This window comes from Paraburkholderia tropica (genome assembly GCF_900109265.1).
Lineage (GTDB): Bacteria > Pseudomonadota > Gammaproteobacteria > Burkholderiales > Burkholderiaceae > Paraburkholderia > Paraburkholderia tropica.
Map to the genome: position 1 here is coordinate 13235 of NZ_FNZM01000022.1, position 20822 is coordinate 34056.

Annotated in this window: 18 protein-coding genes; 2 read left to right on the plus strand and 16 right to left on the minus strand. The window is 63.8% G+C overall.

Annotation, left to right across the window (positions count from 1 at the left end; translation table 11 throughout):
- Positions 1-213 precede the first annotated feature (213 nt).
- The 11 genes from BMY06_RS30660 to BMY06_RS30705 form a co-directional block, all read right to left on the minus strand.
- Complete coding sequence (locus tag BMY06_RS30660; RefSeq protein ID WP_074986892.1) at positions 214-1104, minus strand: ABC transporter permease; 891 nt, start codon at positions 1102-1104, stop codon at positions 214-216.
- Complete coding sequence (locus tag BMY06_RS30665; RefSeq protein ID WP_244144260.1) at positions 1101-2135, minus strand: ABC transporter ATP-binding protein; 1035 nt, start codon at positions 2133-2135, stop codon at positions 1101-1103. The genes BMY06_RS30660 and BMY06_RS30665 overlap by 4 nt, the downstream gene beginning before the upstream one ends.
- 89 nt (positions 2136-2224) lie before the next feature.
- A complete protein-coding gene (locus BMY06_RS30670) occupies positions 2225-3265 on the minus strand; it encodes an ABC transporter substrate-binding protein (RefSeq protein WP_065058841.1) in 1041 nt (346 codons plus the stop codon).
- 260 nt (positions 3266-3525) lie between these two features.
- Positions 3526-5160, minus strand: coding sequence for a chaperonin GroEL (gene groL / locus BMY06_RS30675; protein WP_065058840.1), 1635 nt, complete (start codon positions 5158-5160; stop codon positions 3526-3528).
- A 14-nt stretch (positions 5161-5174) separates the two neighbouring features.
- A complete protein-coding gene (groES, locus tag BMY06_RS30680) occupies positions 5175-5465 on the minus strand; it encodes a co-chaperone GroES (RefSeq protein WP_065058839.1) in 291 nt (96 codons plus the stop codon).
- 259 nt (positions 5466-5724) lie between these two features.
- The gene (locus BMY06_RS30685) at positions 5725-6153 is read right to left on the minus strand and encodes an ExbD/TolR family protein (RefSeq protein ID WP_074986894.1); all 429 of its coding nucleotides are present in this window, start codon (positions 6151-6153) and stop codon (positions 5725-5727) included.
- Positions 6154-6174: 21 nt separating this feature from the next.
- Complete coding sequence (locus BMY06_RS30690) at positions 6175-6600, minus strand: ExbD/TolR family protein (protein WP_065058837.1); 426 nt, start codon at positions 6598-6600, stop codon at positions 6175-6177.
- 19 nt (positions 6601-6619) lie between these two features.
- A complete protein-coding gene (locus BMY06_RS30695; protein WP_074986895.1) occupies positions 6620-7408 on the minus strand; it encodes a MotA/TolQ/ExbB proton channel family protein in 789 nt (262 codons plus the stop codon).
- A gap of 88 nt (positions 7409-7496) precedes the next feature.
- On the minus strand, positions 7497-8198 hold the full coding sequence (locus BMY06_RS30700) for an energy transducer TonB (RefSeq protein ID WP_074986896.1): 702 nt from the start codon (positions 8196-8198) through the stop codon (positions 7497-7499).
- Between the two features lie 137 nt (positions 8199-8335).
- Entirely contained in the window at positions 8336-8509 is a 174-nt protein-coding gene (locus BMY06_RS39740) for a hypothetical protein (RefSeq protein WP_156773668.1), read from the minus strand.
- A 16-nt stretch (positions 8510-8525) separates the two neighbouring features.
- Positions 8526-9980 (minus strand): MFS transporter, encoded by a 1455-nt coding sequence (locus BMY06_RS30705; RefSeq protein WP_065058834.1) that lies wholly within the window; start codon positions 9978-9980, stop codon positions 8526-8528.
- Positions 9981-10338: 358 nt separating this feature from the next.
- Here BMY06_RS30705 and dinB point away from each other — a divergent pair, with 358 nt between their 5' ends.
- Positions 10339-11493 (plus strand): DNA polymerase IV, encoded by a 1155-nt coding sequence (dinB, locus tag BMY06_RS30710; RefSeq protein ID WP_074986897.1) that lies wholly within the window; start codon positions 10339-10341, stop codon positions 11491-11493.
- Between the two features lie 64 nt (positions 11494-11557).
- Here dinB and trpS read toward each other — a convergent pair whose 3' ends face one another.
- Both trpS and BMY06_RS30720 read right to left on the minus strand, forming a co-directional pair.
- Entirely contained in the window at positions 11558-12574 is a 1017-nt protein-coding gene (trpS, locus tag BMY06_RS30715) for a tryptophan--tRNA ligase (protein ID WP_065058832.1), read from the minus strand.
- Between the two features lie 213 nt (positions 12575-12787).
- Positions 12788-14854: a M3 family metallopeptidase gene (locus BMY06_RS30720; protein WP_074986898.1), complete on the minus strand. Its 2067-nt coding sequence runs from the start codon at positions 14852-14854 to the stop codon at positions 12788-12790.
- A gap of 201 nt (positions 14855-15055) precedes the next feature.
- Between BMY06_RS30720 and BMY06_RS30725 the strand changes: the two genes are divergently transcribed.
- Positions 15056-15406, plus strand: a complete 351-nt coding sequence (locus BMY06_RS30725; protein WP_065058830.1) for a VOC family protein — start codon at positions 15056-15058, stop codon at positions 15404-15406.
- A gap of 28 nt (positions 15407-15434) precedes the next feature.
- On the opposite strand, the gene fhuB is transcribed toward BMY06_RS30725, so the two are convergent.
- From fhuB to BMY06_RS30740, 3 genes are read right to left on the minus strand one after another with little or no spacing between them, the layout of a single operon-like run.
- Positions 15435-17459, minus strand: a complete 2025-nt coding sequence (gene fhuB / locus BMY06_RS30730; RefSeq protein WP_244144261.1) for a Fe(3+)-hydroxamate ABC transporter permease FhuB — start codon at positions 17457-17459, stop codon at positions 15435-15437.
- Positions 17452-18390 carry an ABC transporter substrate-binding protein gene (locus BMY06_RS30735; protein WP_161495608.1) on the minus strand — a complete coding sequence of 313 codons (939 nt, stop codon included), beginning with the start codon at positions 18388-18390 and terminating at the stop codon, positions 17452-17454. The genes fhuB and BMY06_RS30735 overlap by 8 nt, the downstream gene beginning before the upstream one ends.
- A 34-nt stretch (positions 18391-18424) precedes the next feature.
- Positions 18425-20674 carry a TonB-dependent siderophore receptor gene (locus BMY06_RS30740; protein ID WP_244144262.1) on the minus strand — a complete coding sequence of 750 codons (2250 nt, stop codon included), beginning with the start codon at positions 20672-20674 and terminating at the stop codon, positions 18425-18427.
- Positions 20675-20822: the final 148 nt, after the last annotated feature.

Here is a 20822-nt window from a genome sequence, read left to right on the forward strand (position 1 = left end):
GTCTCCGTTTGTGTGAGGATTTTGCCAGCGCGGCCGCGCCGGTCGATTGAGAAAACTTGCCGCTCGCTTGAGCGAATGGTTAACGCGCAAAGACGCACGGCGCGCTGAACGACCGTGCGGAATTGAGGATCTGCGGAGTGGAATTAATGCGGCTAAATCAAAACGCCGGATGCGCCCTGTCGCGTCATCCGGCGCTTTCGGTTAATTCTGCGTTCAATGCTGCACGCCCCAGCGCCGCACGGTCAGCCGTTCGAGCGTATCGAAAACCAGATGCTCGACGAGCAGGCCAATGAGGATCACCGCCGCGAGCCCGGCGAACACGCGATCGGTATACAGCTCGTTTCGATTCTGGAAGATGTACCAGCCCAGGCCGCCCTGTCCCGCGCTCGCGCCGAACACGAGTTCCGCCGCGATCAGCGTGCGCCAGGCAAACGCCCAGCCCACACGCAGGCCCGCGATAATCGACGGCAACGCCGCCGGCACCAGAATGAGCGCGACGTGACGCAGCCCGCTCAGTCCGTAATTGCGTCCCGCCATGCGCAAGGTGGCGGGCACGCCGAGAAACCCCGTGTACATGTTGAGCGCAAGCGGCCACAGCACCGCATGCACGAGCACGAACAGCAGACTGCCCGTGCCGAGTCCGAACCAGAGCAGCGCGATGGGCAATAGCGCAATCGAAGGCAAAGGATTGAACATCGCGGTCAACATGGAAAGCAGATCGCGGCCCGCGCGCGTGGACACGGCCAGCGCCGTGAGCGCGAACGCGAGCACCACGCCGATGGCATAGCCGCGCAATAACACGGACAGCGAAATCGCGGTCTTCTCCAGCAACTCGCCGCTCAGGATGCCTTGCACGAACGCCATGAATGTCGCGCCGAAAGTTGGCACCAGCAGATCGTTGTTCACGATGCGCGCGGTGATCTCCCACGCTGCGATCAACAGCAGCGCGATCAGCGTGCGCCTCAACCAGCTTGCATCGGCAAGACGCCTGGCGAGCGGCAGCGGCACCGAATCGCCGCCGGGCGGCACGGGTTGCAGCGTGCGTTCGTATTCCTCGCGCACGGGCGGCAGCGGCGGCAGGGCCGCGCGATTCGGCGTGCTCATGCGTGTGCCTCCGCGTTTATCTTTTCTTCTCTGTTCGCTTCTGCGTTCGCTTCTGCGTTCATTTCCGTCTCGAACAACAGGCCGTGAATGCGCGCGACGTTCGCGCGAAAGCCCTCATCGTCGAGGCTGGCGTGCGACCACGCGTGACTGTTCAGCTCCGCGCGCACGCGTCCGGGATGCGCCGAAAGCAGCAAAATGCGATTGCCCACCACCAACGCTTCTTCGATCGAATGCGTGACGAACAGCAGCGTGAAGCGTTCGTCGTCCCAGAGGCGTAGCAATTCCTCCTGCATCTTGCGGCGCGTGAGCGCGTCGAGCGCGGCGAACGGTTCGTCCATCAGCAGCACGCGCGGCTGCATCGCGAGCGCGCGTGCAATCGCCACGCGCTGCTTCATGCCGCCCGAAAGCGTGTGCGGATACGCATCGGCAAATGGCGCGAGACCGACCTTGTCGAGATAATGCAGCGCACGCGCCTTCGCCTCGGCGCGCGGCAACTTGCGGGCCACACGCAAGGGAAACGCGACGTTCTCCACCACGGTCTTCCACGGCGGCAACTGATCGAACTCCTGGAACACGACCACGCGATCCGGACCGGGGCCGCGCACGCGCTGACCGTCCAGCGCGATCGTGCCGCCGACGGGTTCGATAAAGCCCGCGATTGCCTTGAGCAAGGTGGACTTGCCGCAGCCCGATGGCCCCAGCAGCACGAAGCGGTCGCTGCCGTAGACGTCGAAGCTCACATCGTGCGTGGCGCGCACGATGCGCTCGCGACTGCGGTATTCGAGACTGACGCCGTCGATGGCGAGCAGCGGACCGCCAGCATCGGCGACATTGGACGCATAGCCCGGCACGGCGCGCGGCGTGCGCTGGCCGAAGGCCGCATCGGCGTCGCCCGCGATCGGCGCGGCGCCTTCCAGGCCACGGCGCGCCAGCGGCGCGTGGGCCCCGAGTCGGGAGGGTGTGACTGTCACGATCGGAACTCCAGCAGAGAAAACGTCAACATACGGGCAGTCGCCGCACATCCCAACCAAGGAATCGCCATATCCAAAACACGGCGACGCATAAACGCCGGTTACGGCGCTTCAGCAGGCGAAACCGGCATGCGGAATCAACACGCAAATCAACTACCACCCGCCGTCGCCGGATCGTCGAAGAAATAATCGCGCCAGCTTTTCGGCTCGTTGCGGATCGCGCCCGTGCGATACATGAATTGCGCGAGCGGCAGCGTGTTCTGCGGCGCCGTCTTGAACTGCACCTGCGGATCGCGCAGGATCTTCAGCAGCAGATTGCGGTCGATCTTCGAACCGTTCACGCGGATGTAGATATCGGCGGCTTTCTCGGGATCGGTCGAAATCAGATGGGCTGCGTCGGCGAGCGCCGCCACGAAGGCGTGATAGGTCTTCGGATTCTCGTCGCGAAACTTCTGCGTGGTGTAGAGCACCGTCGCCGAACTCGGGCCGCCGAGCACGTCATAGGAATTCAGCACGATATGCGCCTTCGGGTTCCCGGCCAGCTCCTGCTGCTGGAACGGCGGATTGCCGAAATGGGCCGTGATGACGTTGCTGTTCGCGATCAGCGCGGCGGCTGCATCCGGATGCGGAATGGCCTGCGTGAGCTTGTCGAGCCGGTCGAACTGCTTGTCGCCCCACTGCTTCGCCGCCGCATATTGCAGCACGCGCGACTGCACGGAAACGCCCACGGCGGGCACCGCAATGCGATCCTTGTCGGTGAAGTCGGCCACGGTCTTGACGTTCGGATCGGTGCTCACGAGGTAGTACGGCAGGTTGCCGAGCGAGGCCACGCCCTTCACGTTCTGGCGGCCGTGCGTGCGATCCCAGACGGTTAGCAGCGGGCCGACGCCCGCGCCCGCGATATCCACCGCGCCCGAGAGCAGCGCATCGTTGACGGCCGCGCCGCCCGAGAGGCGCACCCAGTCGACCTTGATGTCGACGCCGGCCTTGTGCCCTTCCTGCTCGATGAAGTGCTGATCGCGCGCGACGTTGAGCATCAGATACACCACGCCGAACTGCTCGGCGACGCGAATCGTGCCCTCGGCGCGTGCCGGTTGCGTCGCGGCCAGCGTGCCGGCGGCGAGCGCCACGGAGAGAGAAGGCGCGAACGCGCGGCGCAAGGCGTGCGCGGCGCGAGACAGGAACGGCATAGGAGTACCCCGTGATAGTTGTCTGAGTGAGTTTGAAAGGCGCATGTAACTTGCCGATAGAGGCCAATCTAAATGCGCCCGCTGCACCTGACAACGAAGCAAATCCGATACGTTTATCCAGTCGAGTCATAAAGCCGCTGCTAACGCATACAAGGGCGCGAACCTATGAGCGTCCGCATCGCGCCACAATAAAAAAGCCACGACGAATGCCGTGGCTTTTTCATTGCTATACGCGTGAATATCGCGTGCGTGGCTGCCGGTCAGAAGCCCAGATCGCCGCCGCCAGGCACGCCGCCCGGCGCAGGCGCGGACGCCGCCTTGGGCGCTTCGTGCACGGTCGCATCGGTCGTCAGCAGCAGCCCGGCCACGGACGCCGCGTTTTGCAGCGCCGTGCGCGTGACCTTGGTCGGATCGAGCACGCCCTTTTCGACAAGATCGCCATACTGGCCCGTGGCCGCGTCGTAACCGAAATTGCCCGAGCCCTCCGCCACGCGCGCCGCCACCACGCTCGCCTCCTCGCCCGCATTGGTCACGATCTGGCGCAGCGGTTCTTCGAGCGCGCGCAGCACGATCTTCACGCCGGCGGTCTGATCGGGGTTGTTGCCCTGCAGATTGAGAATCGCCTGGCGCACGCGAATCAGCGCCACGCCGCCGCCCGGCACAATGCCCTCTTCCACCGCCGCGCGCGTCGCGTGCAGCGCGTCGTCCACGCGATCCTTCTTTTCCTTCACTTCGATTTCGGTCGCGCCGCCCACCTTGATCACGGCCACGCCGCCCGCGAGTTTCGCCACGCGTTCCTGCAACTTCTCGCGATCGTAATCGGAAGTCGCTTCTTCGATCTGCACGCGAATCTGCTTCACGCGGGCTTCGATCGCCGCCGCTTCGCCCGCGCCATCGATCACCGTCGTGTTCTCCTTGCCGATCTCCACGCGCTTGGCCTGACCGAGTTCGGCAAGCGTGGCCTTGTCGAGACCCAAGCCGGTTTCCTCGGCGATCACCTGACCGCCCGTGAGGATCGCGATATCTTCGAGCAGCGCCTTGCGGCGGTCGCCGAAACCCGGTGCCTTCACCGCGACCGTCTTGAGCACGCCGCGAATATTGTTGACGACGAGCGTCGCGAGCGCCTCGCCCTCGATATCTTCCGCGATCAGCAGCAGCGGACGCCCGGCCTTCGCGACCTGTTCGAGCACCGGCAGCAGATCGCGGATATTCGAAATCTTCTTGTCGTGCAGGAGAATGAACGGATTGTCGAGTTCGGCAATCTGCTTGTCGGCGTTGTTGATGAAGTACGGCGAAAGATAGCCGCGATCGAATTGCAGACCTTCGACCACGTCGAGTTCGTCGTCGAGCGACTTGCCGTCTTCCACCGTGATCACGCCTTCCTTGCCGACGCGATCGAGCGCTTCCGCAATGCGCTGGCCGATCGACTCTTCGCCGTTGGCCGAGATGGTCGCGACCTGCGCGATTTCCTTGCTCGTGGTGGTCGGCTTGCTGATCTTCTTCAGCTCCTCGATCGCGGCGCTCACGGCCTTGTCGATGCCGCGTTTCAGATCGAGCGGATTGAGACCGGCCGCCACGTATTTCTGCCCTTCGCGCACGATCGCCTGCGCCAGCACGGTGGCCGTCGTGGTGCCGTCGCCGGCGGCGTCGCTGGTTTTCGACGCGACTTCCTTGACGATCTGCGCGCCGATGTTCTGCACCTTGTCCGCGAGTTCCACTTCCTTCGCCACCGACACGCCGTCCTTCGTCACGACGGGCGAGCCGAAGCTGCGTTCGAGCACGACGTTGCGTCCCTTGGGACCGAGCGTGACCTTCACGGCGTCGGCGAGAATGTTCACGCCTTCGATGAGTTTGCTACGGGCGATGTCGCCGAATACGATGTCTTTCGCTGCCATGATCGATGCTTCCCTCAGGATTGAACGACTGCGACGATGTCTTCTTCGCGCAGCACGAGCAGTTCGTTGCCGTCGACTTTCACGGTCTGACCGGCGTATTTGCCGAACAGCACGCGGTCGCCCACGTTGAGATCGGGCGCGATGCGGCGCCCGTCGTTGTCGCGCCGGCCCGGACCGACGGCAAGCACTTCGCCCTGGTCCGGCTTTTCGGCGGCGCTATCGGGAATCACGATGCCCGACGCGGTTTTGGTTTCCTGATCGAGTCGCTTGACGATCACGCGATCGTGCAATGGGCGCAGGCTCATGGGCGTAGTCCTTTAACGTTATCGGCGATGGGCTGGCACTCGTTCAAGGCGAGTGCTGATGGAAAACCGAGTATAGAAAACGCCTTCGCCGCGCTCCAATAATGGATTGGCAATTCGATATCGCGTGAATCCTGCAATCGATATGGCGATGCGTGTGTTGAATCGAAGACGAATCGAAGGCGCGAAAAAAAAGCGAACGGCGCACCGTTCGCTTTAACGAAGTCCTCTCGTTCGGATCGAACGAGGGCCATCCCCAGTTTTATTGCATGTATTGCTCGTTTCCAATCAAGCCGATCTTCGTCGCGCCTTCGCGCTGCGCGGCCGCCAGCACTTCGGCCACGGCGCGATACGGCGCGGCTTTATCCGGCAGCAGATGAATCTCCGATTGATCGGCTTGCGCCGCCACGTCGGCCATATGCCGTTCGAGATCGGCGTGATCCTGAAGATGCGCGCCATTCCAGGCGAGCGCGCCGCTTGCATCGATATCCACCTGCACGACCGGCGGCGGCGCGGCGGGCGGCGGCGGATCGCCCACGGGCAGATTCATTTTCACCGAGTGCATCTGGATCGGAATCGTGATGATCAGCATGATCAACAGCACGAGCATCACGTCGATCAGCGGCGTGGTGTTGATGTCCACCATCACGTCCGGTTCGTCGCCGGAACCCTGGTTCACCTGCATTCCCATAGCTTTTTCCTTCGCTCGCGCTCAACCGCCGCGCGCGGGCGGCTGCGTGATGAACGACACCTTCGTGATACCCGCGCGCTCACAATCGGTCACCACGCGGCCGATGAACTCGTAGCGCGTGGACTGATCGCCGCGCACATGCACTTCGGGCTGCGGATCGCGCTGCGAGACCGTCTTCAGTTGCGCGAGCAGCGTGGGCGAATCGATACGCCGCTCGTTCCAGAACACGTTGCCGTCCTTGTCGACGGCAATTTCAATCGCGTCCGGTTTAGTCTGCAGCGGACTCACGGTTTCCTTCGGCAATTGCACGGGCACCGTATGCGTGACCACCGGAATCGTGATGAGAAAGATGATCAGCAGGACCAGCATGACGTCGACGAGCGGCGTCGTGTTGATGGTGGCGATCACCTCGTCTTCGCCGCCGTCCTGAGCTACGTTCATGGCCATGATGACTCTCTTCGCGCGCTCAGCCCGCGTTGGCGACGGCGCGCACGTTGCGCTTGCGGCCCGACAGCAGCACCGTATGCAGTTGCGCGCCGAACGTGCGCACGCGCTCCATCAGCGACTTGTTGCGGCGCACGAGGAAGTTGTAGCCGAGCACGGCCGGCACGGCGACCGCGAGGCCGATGGCGGTCATGATGAGCGCCTCGCCCACCGGACCCGCCACTTTGTCGATCGAGGCCTGACCCGCGATGCCGATCGCCGTGAGCGCGTGATAAATGCCCCACACGGTGCCGAACAGGCCGACGAACGGCGCGGTCGAACCGACCGTCGCGAGAAACGCGAGACCGTCCTGCAGGCGATTGCCGACGTTGTTGATCGAGCGGTCGATGCTCACCTGAATCCACGTATTGCGATCCACTTCTTCGAGCAGTACTTCGTCGTGATGCTCGGCGGCGTCGATGCCGGTTTCGGCGATGAAGCGAAACGGCGAGCGTTCGTCGAGTTGCGCCGCGCCTGCCGCGAGCGACGGCGCTTCCCAGAGCTGCTGATCCGCCGACTTCGCGCGGCGATTGGCGCGCGCCTGTTCGACGAACTTGGTGACCATGATGTACCAGCTACCCATCGACATGGCGACCAGCACGAGCAGCACGAAACGCGCGACGAAGTCGCCGTTCTTCCACAACGCGTCGAGGCCATAGGGGTTCGCGGTCTCCACGCCGGCGGCCTGCGCCCACGCGGCGACGGGAATCGCCGCCGCCACGGCGACGACAGACAGGGCCGCACGCGCGGCAAACTTCGATTGCTTGTTCATCAGGACTCCAACATTAAAGACAGCGGAGGCCGGCGTGGCGCGATCGTCTTGAACGCGCCTGAATCTTCCTCGCCAGCCCACCGTAAATTCAGTTCAGATTGAACGAGAACGGCACCTGCACGCGCACCGGCTGACCTTGCGAAATGCAGTTGAACCGCTTGACCGCATTGAACGCCGCGCGATCGAGCAACGGGTCCGCCGACTTTTCGACCTTCTCGTCGGTCACGTGACCTTGCGGATCGACCACAAACGAAATCAGCACGTCGCCCGTGATGTTGTTCTCCTGCGCTTCCTCCGGATACGTCATGCTGGCGCGCACCTTGTCCGAGTTCGGACACACCACGCCCGCTTCATGACTCACCGGTTTGGGCGGTGCGGGCGGCGCGACGGGCGCGGGCGGCGTGGGCGCCGGAATCACCGCTGTCGGCGCGGGCGCGGCCTGATGCTCGATGGTCGGCGCGGGCGGCGCGGCCACGTGCACCTCGGGCGGCGGCACGAACGGCGGCGGACGCTTGATCTTCGGCGGCGGCTGCTTGACGACCGGTTGCGCGGGCGGCGTGGGCGCGGGCGTCGGCGGCTTGACCGGCATGATGATGCGCGTCTCCACCGGCTTCTGGACGATCTGCACCACCTTCGTCGCGAGACCGTTGAGCAGCGCCCAGATCAGCACGACATGCAGCAGCAGGACTGCTGCGATACCGCCATAGCGGCGCGCCGGGCTTCGCTGCTTCGCGCCGTATTGTTTCGGCCGCCCCGACCAGCGGTCTGCTGCGGCTGTTCCCTGCGACATACACCACTCCGTTCGCTTACCTGAGTCATTCAATTCGTCAATACGCCTGCGGCTTTCGTGCAGCCGACGCTCAGGAGGTTACCCGCCCATCGCGCCGCGCTTAACCAAGCAATTCGAATAACGTTATGGTTGTTGAATCATCGATCGGTTTTTAATGTGATCGCCGCGACGGCGTGGCTGCGATAGCGGCAAATCCAGGCGCTATGGCGGCGATCGATACGCTTGTGCGTGATGACGACGCAATCAACTTCGGCAACGACAATCTCGGCTCGGGTGCGCGTGAGCACCTGAACGCTATCAGAGCGCTCCATTAGCCCCGGCACGTGCTTACGCGTGCTCGGCATGCTCCGCGTGATCGCGCGCGAGCACCGTCTCATCGTCGATATCGTGCTCGGTCGGTTCGTACTTCACGAGCGCTAGAAAGCCGATGGGAATGACCGCCGCGAGCGCCACGACCCAGAACATATCCGTGCCGAGCTTTGCGTTGAGGATCGGCAACACGAACAGCGCCACCGCGCTGCCGATCCCCGTGAGCGCACGGCCAAAACCGAGCCCCGTGCCGCGAATCGACGTCGGATACGAAAGCGCCGGATAAATCATCATCTGCGCCCCGGGGCCGAATCCTTCCGCGAACAGCCACGCGCCGAGCATGGCCAGTGCAATGCCGATGCCCAGCGCCGTCTGCGGATGCCCGAGCAACGCAAGCGCCACGAGCGCGACGAACTGCAACGCGAAACCCGCGAGCGCAACATGCCGCGAAGGCCGCGTATGCGCGAGCCGCATGCCGAGCAAGCCGCCCGTGAGCGCGAACAGCACATTGAGCGCGAGCGAAGCCGAAATGGTTTCGAACACGCCCGCGCCGAGAAACTGCGAAAGAATCGACGGCAGGAAAAACGCAATGGCCGTGTACTCGAACGGAATGCACAGATTCATCACGCTCGCGACAATCGTGCGCGCCAGATACGGGCGCTGGAACAGCACGCGAAAACTCACGGGCGGCTGAGGATTCGCGGGCGGCGCTTCGTCGGCCTTATGCGCGTGAATGCCGTACGACTCGCGCAGAATGCGCACGGCGTCGTCGAGCTTGCCCTGATTCGCGGCCCACAGCGGCGACTCGTTCATGAAGCGGCTGCGCACGGCAATGATGATGAGCGCGGGCACCGCGCCGAAGATCAGCGAGGCGCGCCACAGCCAGCCCGCGTGCTCCTGCGGTAAAAAGAAATACAGACCGAACACGATCAGAAAGCACACCGATGAAGCCGCGTACCACATCGGGCACCACGCGGCGAGCCGCGAAGCTTTATTGCCGCTGCCCTGGAATTTCGAAAACTCGGAAAGAAACGCCATCGCTACGGGCAAATCGATACCCACGCCAAGACCCATCACGAAACGCGCGGCGATCAGCACCCAGACGTTGGGCGCGAGCCCGGCGGCGATCGCCGCGACGACGAAGAAGAGCATGTCGGCCATGAAGACCTGATAGCGGCCGATACGATCGGTAAACCAGCCGCCGACGAGACTGCCCAGTATGGTCCCGATCATGATCGACGACGTGACGATGCCGGTCAGCGAAGGCGTCAGGTTGAATTCGCGCACGACATCCTGAATGCCGTACGACAGCGTGGTGAGATCGTAAGCGTCGAGAAATACGCCGCCGAGCGCGAGCAGCACGATCACGCGTGCATGACTTGCGCGCGCGGTGCTGGTGTTGATGAGGCGCGAAACGTCGCTGGCTGAGCGAATCGGCGACGACACAGTTGAATCAATATCGAGCGTGCTCAATGGAATCCCCTTGAATGACGGCCATGACAGCGCGTAGTTATAGGAGGCCCATGGGTGCAGCACAACGAACGAGTTAGCGAATGCTTACCCGGGGCGCGAGGAATGCAAAGCGGCGAGCGTGATTAAACGCGCGGTGAATAAAAGGAATATCGGGCAGGCTGCGTCGCGACGTCTCCACCTCATTGCGCGCGGTTTGTCTGCGCTGCCGCTGCATTGGCGGAGTCGCCAACAAGGTGACAAAAACACTGTATGAATGTACAGTTACGGGCAACGCACGGCCCGACGCGGCGCGGCGTTAGCTCGAAACACGTTGCGTTCGCGGCCTCACTGTTCGAACGCCATTTCTCACACACCAGGCATGCCAGACGAAAGGCGCATCGCGCACCTCGACATGGACGCGTTCTACGCTTCCGTGGAATTGCTGCGCTATCCGGAACTGCGCGGCAAGGCCGTCGTCATCGGCGGCGGGCGCAATGCCGTGCCCGAGACGCTGCCCGACGGCACGCGCCGCTTCGCGCGCCTGCGTGACTACGTGGGGCGCGGCGTCGTCACCACATCCACCTACGAAGCGCGCAAATTCGGCGTGTTTTCCGCAATGGGCATGATGAAGGCCGCGCAACTCGCGCCCGACGCCATTCTGCTGCCCACCGACTTCGAGTCCTATCGCCACTATTCACGGCTGTTCAAAAGCGCGGTGCGCACCTTCACCGAGCAGATCGAAGATCGCGGCATCGACGAAATCTATATCGATCTCACCGACGTCGAAGGCGAGCCGCGCGACATCGGCGCGCGTCTTAAAGCCGCGGTGCGCGACGCAACCGGCCTGACCTGCTCGATCGCGATTGCGCCCAACAAGCTGCTCGCCAAGATCGGCTCCGAACTCGACAAGCCGGACGGCCTCACGCTGCTCACGATGGCGGACCTCGAAGCGCGCATCTGGCCGCTCGAAGCGAAGAAAGTGAATGGCATCGGGCCGCGCGCGAGCAAGCGGCTCGCGGAGCTGGGTTTCGCCACGATCGGCGATCTGGCGAAAGCGGATCTCGGGCTTTTGCAGGAACATTTCGGCCGCACCTACGCGGCGTGGCTCGCGCGCGTGTCGCATGGCGAGGACGATCGCGAAGTGGTGGTGTCGTCGGAACCGAAATCGATGAGCCGCGAAACCACGTTCGAGCGCGACATGCACGTCGGGCGCGACCGTGCCGTGCTCACGCCCGCGCTCACGCAGCTATGCGAACGCGTTGCGCAGGATCTGGAGCGCAAAGGGTATTGCGGCCGCACGGTGGGCGTGAAAATCAAATTCGCGGACTTTAAAATCGTCACCCGCGATATTTCGCTGCCGATGGCCGTGCGCGATACCGCCGCCATTCGCCGCGCGGTTGGCGCGTGTCTGAAACGGATCGATCTCGATCGGCGCATCCGCCTGATTGGCGTGCGCGTGAGCGCGCTCGAACGCTATTCGGCGGACAACCCGATTAACGGCGCTATTCAGGGCGAATTGCCGTTCGGTCCCTGAAACGAGCAAGCAGAAAAGATAAAGCGAGCGCCGCTTTTCATGCGGCGCTCGCTGCACGTCATGCTCAGTTCTGGAAATAGCTCAGACCCAGCGCGCCCTTCACTTCGGACAGCGTCTGCGCCGCCACTTCGCGCGCGCGCATCGTGCCGCGACGCAGAATTTCGAGGACTTCGCCGCGATCTTCTTCCAGCTCGCGACGACGCGTGCGAATCGGTTCGATCAGCGTTTGCAGGCGCTCGTTGAGCACGCGCTTCACGACGCTGTCGCCCAGGCCGCCGCGCTGATAATGCGCCTTGAGCTCGTCCACTTTCGCCACATCGGGTTCGAACGCATCGAGGAACGAGAACACCACGTTGCCTTCCACGCGGCCCGGATCGCTCACGCGCAGATGGTTCGGGTCGGTGTACATATTGTTCACCGCCTTGGTGATTTCATCGGGCGTCGCGCCCAGCGTGATCGCATTGCCGAGCGACTTGCTCATTTTGGCCTTGCCGTCGATACCGGGCAGGCGCGTGACTTTCGACAGCACCGCTTCGCATTCGACCAGCACGGCGCGATCGACGGTGTTGTTGAAACGGCGCACCAGTTCGTTGGTCTGCTCGATCATCGGCAACTGATCGTCGCCGACCGGCACGTGCGTGGCCTTGAACGCCGTGATGTCCGCCGCCTGACTGACCGGATAGGTCAGGAAACCCGCCGGAATATCGCGCTCGAATCCGCGCAGACGAATTTCTTCCTTGATGGTCGGATTGCGTTCGAGGCGCGCGACCGTCACGAGATTGAGCAGATACTGGGACAGTTCCGCGAGTTCGGGCACCTGCGATTGAATCAGGATGGTCGATTTCGCGGGATCGATGCCGGCGGCGAGATAGTCGAGCGCGACTTCGATGACGTTTTCGGTGACTTTCTGGTGGCGGCCGACGTTGTCGGTGAGCGCCTGGACGTCGGCGAGCAGAAGGAACTGGTCCGCTTCGTTCTGAAGCTGAACGCGCGCGCGCAAGGAGCCGATGTAGTGGCCGAGATGCAGCTGGCCGGTGGTCCGGTCGCCGGTCAGGATGGTGGGGCGGCTTGCTTGTGTCATGGACTGGAGTCTCACATTAATCGAGCCACCAGTCTTCGGCGCGCTAAAACAACAATGCCGCCAGGACTGGCGGCATCACGTTTGCGATATGCGTGGGGAAACGGGCCGCCGGATTCAGGCGCGCCACCAACCGTGCAACATGAGCGAAAGCGGTTTGGTTTCCATGGAGGGAGAGTATAGCGTAGGTGGCGGGTTAGCGCTGCTTCGGCGGCGTCAGGCCGGATCCGGCACGCTGCCGCCTACGGCGCCGAATCCCCGTTTGCGCGCCAGCGCCAGCGGATCGGGCGAGCGACGCCTGAATGCCTGATAGGCCGCGGCCGGGTCCATCGAGTTGCCGATGCCGAACAGGCAATCGTGCAATCGCGCGGCGAGCGGCGCATCGAAGGCGTTGCCGGATTCTTCAAATGCCTCGAACGCGTCGGCTTCGAGTACCTGCGCCCACAAATAACTGTAGTAGCCCGCAGCATATTCGCTGCCGCCGAACGCGTGCCGGAAACAGGGCAGCCGATGATTGACGTCGACCTCGCGCATCACGCCGAGCCGCTCGAAATAGCGCGACTGGAACGTTTCGATATCGAGGTCCGCGCATTCCGCGAGCGAATGCAATTCGATATCGGCCAGCGCGGACGCAATGTAGCGAACGAGTTCGTAGCCTTCGTTAAAGCAGCTCGCCGCGCGCAGACTGCGAACGAGTGCATCCGGCATGGCTTCTCCTGTTTCGACGTGTCGCGCATGCGTTGCCAGCAGCGTGGGATCGAGCACCCAATTCTCCATCAGATGCGACGGAAACTCGACGAAATCGCGTTGCACGCGCGTGCCCGACAACCGGCGAAAGCGCACGCGGGAAAGAAGACTGTGCAACGCATGTCCCATTTCATGGAAAAGCGTTTGCACGTCTCGCAAGGCGAGTTGTGTTGGCTTGCCTCGAACACCCTGGAACGACGTGCTATTGATCACGAATGGCAAGGTCGCATCGATCCCGTTGCAGCGCATGCGGAATTCCGATTCCCACGCGCCCGATGCCTTACCGACGCGCGCATAGTAATCGGCCGCGAAATACCCAATGAGTCGCCCGTGTTGCTCGACATCCCATAGCCGTACATCCGGATGGTAAAGCGCTACGTCATGACGTTCGCGAAACTGCAAGCCGAAAAGTCGATGCGCGCAATCGAACGCCGCGCGGATCGACGATTCCAGTTCGAAATATTGACCGACCTGTTCGGCGTCGATATTGAACTCGCGAGTTCGCAGACGCTCGGTCAGATAGCGCCAGTCCCACGGTTCGATCTCGGCCGGCTCGCCGGTTTCCGATGCGAATGACCGCAGCGCCGCGAGTTCGGCTTCGCACAACATTCTGGCGGGCGTCCAGATGCTTTCGAGCAATTCGCGCACGGCTTGCGGCGTGCCGGCCATCCGGTCCGTCAACGCGTACTGCGCGAAATTCTCGAATCCGAGCAGTTTCGCCTGCTCGGCGCGCAATTGAACCACTTCACGAACGATGGGCCGGTTGTCCACATCGGGCTCGGTGCAACGGCTGGTCCAGGCGCGCCAGATGCGTTCGCGCAAGTCGCGCCGCGCCGACCAGGTGAGAAACGGAACCACGCTCGAATACGCGAGCGTGAACACATACTCATTTGCGCGATCCGGCTGATCTTCAGTGAGCGCCGCGCGTCGAATGAAATCCGGCAGACCCGCGAGTTCGGCTTCGTCAGTCAGGATCAGTTTGAATGCGTCGGTCGAAGCAACGAGGTTCTTGTTGAACGCGACGTAGCATTGCGCCAGACGCTCCTTGATTGCGTGAAGACGCATCGACGCGTCCGGCGCGAGGTGAACGCCGTTTCGCACGTAATCGGCGTGAATCAATTCGAGCAGACGCAGTTCGTCCGCTTCGAGTTCGAGCGTATGCCGCGTATGAAAAACCGCGTCGAGACGAATGAAAAACGGCTGGTGGCTGAGCAAGGCCGCATGGTGATTCGCGAGCAAGGCACCCACTTCGCCTGCCACCTCCCACACCTCGCGCGTCCCCAGTGTGAGGCGCAGGATTTCGAATAGCGCGTCGATTCTTTCGATGTGTCCGCCCGTCGCTTCATACGCCGCGACCGTGTTGGTAAATGTGGGCGGTTCGGGATTCGCAGCGATGGCATCGACGCGATCGATCCGCTCTTTGGCGAGCCGGACAATCGCCGGGGCGAAATGCTCTGGGCGGATTGCCGCGAATGGCGGAAATTCACCCGCCGCTTTCCAGTCCGACAAGAGCGGATTGTGCGTCGACGCAGTCATAGAGTGCTTGCGATCCTTTCAATTGAAGTTTCAAGGAGAAGATCCATCGCGCGGATTCGTTCGAATCGATCGACGCGTCGTCGAGCTTATCAAGCCAGAATAGTCGTTGCCATGTTTCGTGCAGGCGGTCAGGTTTTCGAAAGCGTCGTGCCGTATTTTTGCCTCTGCCAGAATCCCCCCAATCCCACCCGGAGACCCGCCATGCAACTTCGTACGGTGTACCTGAAAGTCAACGACATGCAGATATCGACCGCTTTCTGGCAACGGCTTCTCGATCAGGAACCGCACAAGCAATCCGCAAAGTGGACCGAATTCATGATCGGCGCGAACCGTTTGGGCTTGCTGCTGAACGACTTCGGCGACGAATTGAAAGGCAGCAGCGCCGTGCCCGTTTTCGAGTTCGAAGAAGCCATGCTGCTCGACTTCATGAAGCGTGCGATTGAGAACGGCGCGTCCGTCGTCATGGACGGACTGAAAATCGAGGCGATGAAAAGCGTCGTCCTGAGCGGCCCCGACGGACACGAATTCGAACTGTGCATGTGCCACGCCTGAGCGCGGCGTCGATTGGCGCGCCGCCGCTTCAGCGCGCCAACGACACCATCAGATACGCGCCACCCGCAATCATCGCCAGCAACCCGGCGGGCATTTGCTGCGGGAACAGCACGTTGCGGCTCAGCCAGTCGGACAGCACCATCAGCAGCGCGCCGAGCAGCCCGGAAGCCAGCAGTTCGACCACCGCGCGCCGAACGCCCATGCGCCGTACCACGTGCGGCGCCATCAAGCCGATGAACGAGAGCGGTCCGACGATCATCGCGGCCGCCGCGCTCAGCAGCGCCGCCAGCAGCAGAATCAGGAGCCGCGCGCGTCGCACCGGCACGCCCAGCGACGCCGCCGCCGGCGTGCCCAGCGGAAAGATGTCCAGCCAGCGCGCGCACAGCAAGGTCAGCGCCAGCAGCGCCACCGCGAGCACGAGCGCGCCCGACGCGAGCGACGCGTCGATCAGATAGGTCGAGCCCATCAGCAGATTGCGCAGCAGCGGCGCATACGGGCCGCTGCCCGCGATCACGAGCCCGAACACCGCTTGCGACAGCGCGCCCACCGCAATGCCCGCGAGCAGCAGTTGCCCGGTCGCGAAGCCGCTGCGGCGCGCGAGCGCGAGCATCGCCAGCAAGGTCGTCAGCGCGCCCGCCCCGCAGGCGGCGAACATCAGCGGCGCGCCCGGCGCTCGCACGGCGAACAGCAGCAGAATCATGCCGAGCATGCCGCCGCCGCTGATGCCGAGTACCTCGGGACTCGCCATCGGATTGCCGGAGAGTCGTTGCAGCAGCGTGCCCGCCAGCGCGAGCAGCATGCCCGCCGCGAGCGCGCTCTCGATGCGCGGCGCGCGCCATCGCCACAAGCCGCGCCATTCGTCGGCGCTCGCCCAGTGCCAGCCGTCCAGGCCGCGCCCGAACGCTGCCGCGACGATCACCGCCGCGATCAGCGCCAGCGCGCCGCACACGAGCAGACGTCGCGTGGCCTGCGGCGAACGCAGCGCACTCGCCGCGCGCGCAGATTCAGCCGCCTGCGTGCCAGGCGGCGCCGCGCGCGTCTTCAGGCGCGGCACCAGCCAGAGCAGCAAGGGGCCGCCGAACAGCGCCGTCGCGGCCCCCGTCGGCAACAGTTCGCCCGCGAGGCCGCCGAGTTGCTGGATTGCCTGATCGGTGACCCAGAGCAGCAGCGCGCCGATCGCGGGCGCCCACGTCAGTTGATCGCGCAGACGCCGCGCACCGCACGCGCGCGCCACGGCGGGCGCGGCCAGTCCGATGAAGCCGATCACGCCGACCGCCGCGACCACGAACGCCGTCAACGCGACCGCCGCCGCCAGCGCCAGAAAACGCGTGCGCGTCAGCGCCAGACCGAGGCCGCGCGCGCCCGCGTCGTCGAGTCCGGCGAGCGTGAGCGGGCGCACCAGCGCGCCGCACAGCGCCGCGCAGACGAGCACGCGCGGCAGCAGCCACAGCGTCGTTTGCCAGTCCTGCTGCGCGAGCGCGCCGCCGCCCCAGATGAACATCGCCGCCAGCGAGCGCTCGTAAATGATCGACAGCGCGAGGCTCAGCGCGCCGCAATACAGGTTGACGATCATGCCGCCGAGCACCAGCGTGATCGGCGCGAAGCCACGCCGCCAGGCGAGCGCGAACACGACCAGCATCGCCAGCGCCCCGCCCGCGAGCGCGATGCCCGAGCGCCACGGCAGCAGCCACGCAGGCGCCCACAGCGTCGCGAGCAGCAACGCGAGATACGCGCCCGCCGAGACGCCCACCGTCATCGGCTCGGCCAGCGGATTGCGCAAGACCTGCTGGAACACCACGCCCGCCAGCGCGAGCGCCGCGCCGCACAGCAGCGAGATCGCGAGGCGCGGCAGCCAGCTTTCGTGCACCACCATTTCGCGGATGTCGTCCACGTTCGGCGCGATCAGCGCGCGCATCCAGTCGCTTGCGGGCAGATGCGCGGAAAGACCGTGCAACGTCAACGCGATGGCAATAATCAGCAATCCGAATAATCCGATCAAGGGCGCGCGTGCGTGAGCTGTGCCCGCTGCGCGCGTCATCGGCAGATCATGCATGTTGGCCCTCCGGTGCAAGCAGCACATCCGCGAGTTGACGCGCGAAGCGCGCGCCGCTGTAGAGCGCGCCACCCTGCGAGACCTTCGGCATGCCCGCCACGCGGCCCGCGCGCACGAACGGCAGGCTGTGCCAGAGCACGCCCTGCGCGAGCGTCGCGCGCGCGGCGTCGGGCAGCGGGTCGATATGGACGAGGCGCGCGTGGGCCGCATCGGCGGTGTCGGCGGCATCGGCCAGACGCGTGAAGTCGGTCACCGCATAGCCGCGCGCGTTGGTCGGCCCGGTCCACGCGTTGCGCAGCCCCATGCGCGTCATCACGTCGCCGAACAGACTGCCGGTTCCAAACACGAGCAGATGCCGGTCGTCGATAAACTCCACGACGAAAATCGGCGCGGCGCTCTCGCCGCCCGCAGGCAGACGCGCGCGCGCCGCGCCCACCTGCGCGTCGGCGGCGGCGATCGTGGCCTGCGCCTGCGGCTCGCGATGCAGCACACGCGCGAGCCGGCGCGTCTCGTTCGCGATCTGCGTCCACGGCGCCACGCCGTTCGCGGACAACGCGAGCGTGAGCGTCGGCGCGATGCGTTCGAGTTGCGCACGCATCGGCGCATGCGCGGGCGTGAGCAGCAGCAGATCGGGACGCAATTGTTCGAGTAATTCGACGTTCGGCTGATACAGCAAGCCGATATCGATCACCCCGGCGGGCAGCGGCGGCGCGACATTGGTGCGCCGATACCAGTCCGGCACCGAGGTGGCGAGCGGCGTCACGCCGAGCGTGAGCAGCATTTCGGTGAGCCCGAAATCCATCACGACGATGCGTTTCGGCGCCGACGTTCCTCCCACCCCCGCCACGTCCGCCCCCGCCCACACCGCACGCGGTCCGAGCGCGCATGCGAGACCCGCGGCGGCGGCCGCGAGCCATTGACGTCGTTGCATGCGCGCGCCCTTCATCGTTTCTCGCTCAACGCGCTTACCATTGATACTTCGCCGTACCCAGCACGCCGATCTTCGAGCCGTAATAGCACGCGCCGCCGGAGCAGTACGCGACATAGGTGCGGTTCGTCAGATTGGTCGCGTTGACCGCGAACTTCCAGTTGCGAAGATCGTAGTGGACCGCCGCGTCGAGCAGCACGACGCTGCTGACGTCGAAGGTATTCGTCGTATCGCCCGCCGACATGCCGATATAACGCACGCCGCCGCCAAAGCCCAGACCGCGCAGCGCGCCGCCATGCAGCGTGTAATCGGCCCAAAGATTGGCCATGTTGCGCGGCGCCATCGTCAGGCGCTTGCCCACCTGCGCCGCCGTGTTCGATTCCAGCACGACCTGGTTCAGATACGTGTACGAGCCGAGCACCGTGAGATTGTCGGTGAGCTGGATATGGCCTTCGATTTCGAGACCGCGCGAACGCACTTCGCCCGTCTGCACCGACGAGCCCGGATGATTCAGATCGGTCGTGGTGACGTTGTGCTGCGTGAGATCGAAAATCGCCGCCGAATAGAGCGCGTTATAACTCTTCGGCTGATACTTCACGCCCACCTCGTATTCCTGCCCCGTGGTCGGCACCAGCGCCTGGCCCGCGTAATTCACGCCCGTGGTCGGCTGGAACGACTTCGCATACGAGAAGTACGGCGCGATGCCGTTATCGAACAGATACGAGAGACCGCCGCGCCACGTGAACGCGTGCGGCGTCTGGTTTTGCAGGCCCGTGCTCGAACCGCTTGTCTGGATGTTGGTCGAGGTCCAGTCGTTGCGGATGCCGAGCGTGAGCAGCCAGTGAAGATATTCGATCTGATCCTGCAAATACACGCCAAGCTGATCGGTGGCGGTATCGACGCGCTTGGTGGTCGTGTAGATCTGGCCGACCGTCGAGAAGTCCGGATCGAACGGATTGAGCGTGCCGACCGAGCCCGAGCCCGAATTCGTACCGCTCAGCAGACGCTGGTAATCGACGCCGAACAGCACCGTCTGCTTGACGTCGCCCGTCGAGAATTTCGCCTGCAACTGGTTATCCATCGCGAACTGGCTCAGGTGCTCGCGATCGAGAAACGCGCTCATGGTGAGCACCGACTGGTTCGTGCCCGCCTTCCACGTGCCGAAATACGACTGGCGATAATCCACGTCGTCGTGCATGTAGCGCGCGCTCGAACGGAACGTGAAGACGTTGTTGATCTTCTGCTCGAACTGATAGCCGAACGCGTACTGCGTGCGGTGCAAATAATCGGTGTCCGGATTGCCGATGTAGGTGCCCGGGCTGACCTTGCCGTTCGGGTTGTACGTGGCCGTGCCCTGCACCGGCAGCGAATCGAACAGACCGCCCGCCGGATCGCGCTGATACTGCGCGTAGACCGTGAGGCGCGTGTCGGCGTTCGGCTTGATCGTGACGCTCGGCGCAAAGGCAATGCGCTGATCCTTCACGCCGTCCACCTGCGTGTCGGCGTCGCGACCCAGACCCACGATGCGCCACAGCACGGTGCCGTCGTTGTCCAGCTTGCCGCCCACGTCGAACGCGGCTTCATAGCGGTTGTGATTGCCGAACTGCAACTGAACCTCGTTGACCTGATCCTCGGTCGCGAACTTCGACACCATGTTGACGATGCCGGCGGGGCTCCCCGCGCCGTACAACACCGACGACGGACCGCGCATCACATCGATGCGCTCAAGGAAGTAAGGATCGATACGCGGATTGGCGTAATACTGGTCCGCCTGCAGCGCGAGGCCATCGAGATATTCCGAATAATCGAAGCCGCGCCCGCGCAACTGGTCGAAGCGGAAATCGGTCGAATCCTGCGAGTAGACGCCTGGCGTGTAGCGCAGCGCCTGATCGACCGTGGTCGCGCCCTGCTGATCCATCTGCTCGCGCGTGACGACCGAAATCGACTGCGGCACGCGCACGATCGGCGTGTCGGTCTTGGTGCCCGTCATGGTGCGTTTGGCGACGATGCCCGAAGTCGGGCCCCTCGGCGACTCGCGCTGCGCGTCGACGTTCACCGCCGGCAGCGTGCCTTTCGCCGACGCCGCCTGGGTCGATTTCGTCGATTGCGCCGATTGCGCCGAACCGGCGTTTTGTCCGTTTTGAACGCCGCTGGCGTCGTCAGCGGTCTGTGCGTGCGCAACGACCGAAAGCGCCAGCGGCATCCCCAGTAATGCGCACCGCATCGGCGAAAGCTTCGTGGACAACCCGTGCAGCCCCGTCATCTTGTTGTTTTTACGTCCCTTCATCGTCGATTCACCAGTTGAATGTTAATGATAATGCTTCTTATTACATTCACAAAAGCTATACTTCCCACGGCGATAAACGTCGTGGGCCAAAGGCGTTTGTGCTGACTTGGGGGACTATGTCGTTAGATCGCGCAGGCGACGGAGGCCC

What these genes read in the sequence shown, in the direction of transcription:
- BMY06_RS30660 (WP_074986892.1), bottom strand. Translation starts at nt 1,104, where the DNA reads ATGAGCACGCCGAATCGCGCGGCCCTGCCGCCGCTGCCGCCCGTGCGC.
- BMY06_RS30670 (WP_065058841.1), bottom strand. Translation starts at nt 3,265, where the DNA reads ATGCCGTTCCTGTCTCGCGCCGCGCACGCCTTGCGCCGCGCGTTCGCG.
- groL (WP_065058840.1), bottom strand. Translation starts at nt 5,160, where the DNA reads ATGGCAGCGAAAGACATCGTATTCGGCGACATCGCCCGTAGCAAACTC.
- groES (WP_065058839.1), bottom strand. Translation starts at nt 5,465, where the DNA reads ATGAGCCTGCGCCCATTGCACGATCGCGTGATCGTCAAGCGACTCGAT.
- BMY06_RS30685 (WP_074986894.1), bottom strand. Translation starts at nt 6,153, where the DNA reads ATGGGAATGCAGGTGAACCAGGGTTCCGGCGACGAACCGGACGTGATG.
- BMY06_RS30690 (WP_065058837.1), bottom strand. Translation starts at nt 6,600, where the DNA reads ATGGCCATGAACGTAGCTCAGGACGGCGGCGAAGACGAGGTGATCGCC.
- BMY06_RS30695 (WP_074986895.1), bottom strand. Translation starts at nt 7,408, where the DNA reads ATGAACAAGCAATCGAAGTTTGCCGCGCGTGCGGCCCTGTCTGTCGTC.
- BMY06_RS30700 (WP_074986896.1), bottom strand. Translation starts at nt 8,198, where the DNA reads ATGTCGCAGGGAACAGCCGCAGCAGACCGCTGGTCGGGGCGGCCGAAA.
- BMY06_RS39740 (WP_156773668.1), bottom strand. Translation starts at nt 8,509, where the DNA reads ATGGAGCGCTCTGATAGCGTTCAGGTGCTCACGCGCACCCGAGCCGAG.
- dinB (WP_074986897.1), top strand. Translation starts at nt 10,339, where the DNA reads ATGCCAGACGAAAGGCGCATCGCGCACCTCGACATGGACGCGTTCTAC.
- trpS (WP_065058832.1), bottom strand. Translation starts at nt 12,574, where the DNA reads ATGACACAAGCAAGCCGCCCCACCATCCTGACCGGCGACCGGACCACC.
- BMY06_RS30720 (WP_074986898.1), bottom strand. Translation starts at nt 14,854, where the DNA reads ATGACTGCGTCGACGCACAATCCGCTCTTGTCGGACTGGAAAGCGGCG.
- BMY06_RS30725 (WP_065058830.1), top strand. Translation starts at nt 15,056, where the DNA reads ATGCAACTTCGTACGGTGTACCTGAAAGTCAACGACATGCAGATATCG.
- fhuB (WP_244144261.1), bottom strand. Translation starts at nt 17,459, where the DNA reads ATGCATGATCTGCCGATGACGCGCGCAGCGGGCACAGCTCACGCACGC.
- BMY06_RS30735 (WP_161495608.1), bottom strand. Translation starts at nt 18,390, where the DNA reads ATGCAACGACGTCAATGGCTCGCGGCCGCCGCCGCGGGTCTCGCATGC.
- BMY06_RS30740 (WP_244144262.1), bottom strand. Translation starts at nt 20,674, where the DNA reads ATGAAGGGACGTAAAAACAACAAGATGACGGGGCTGCACGGGTTGTCC.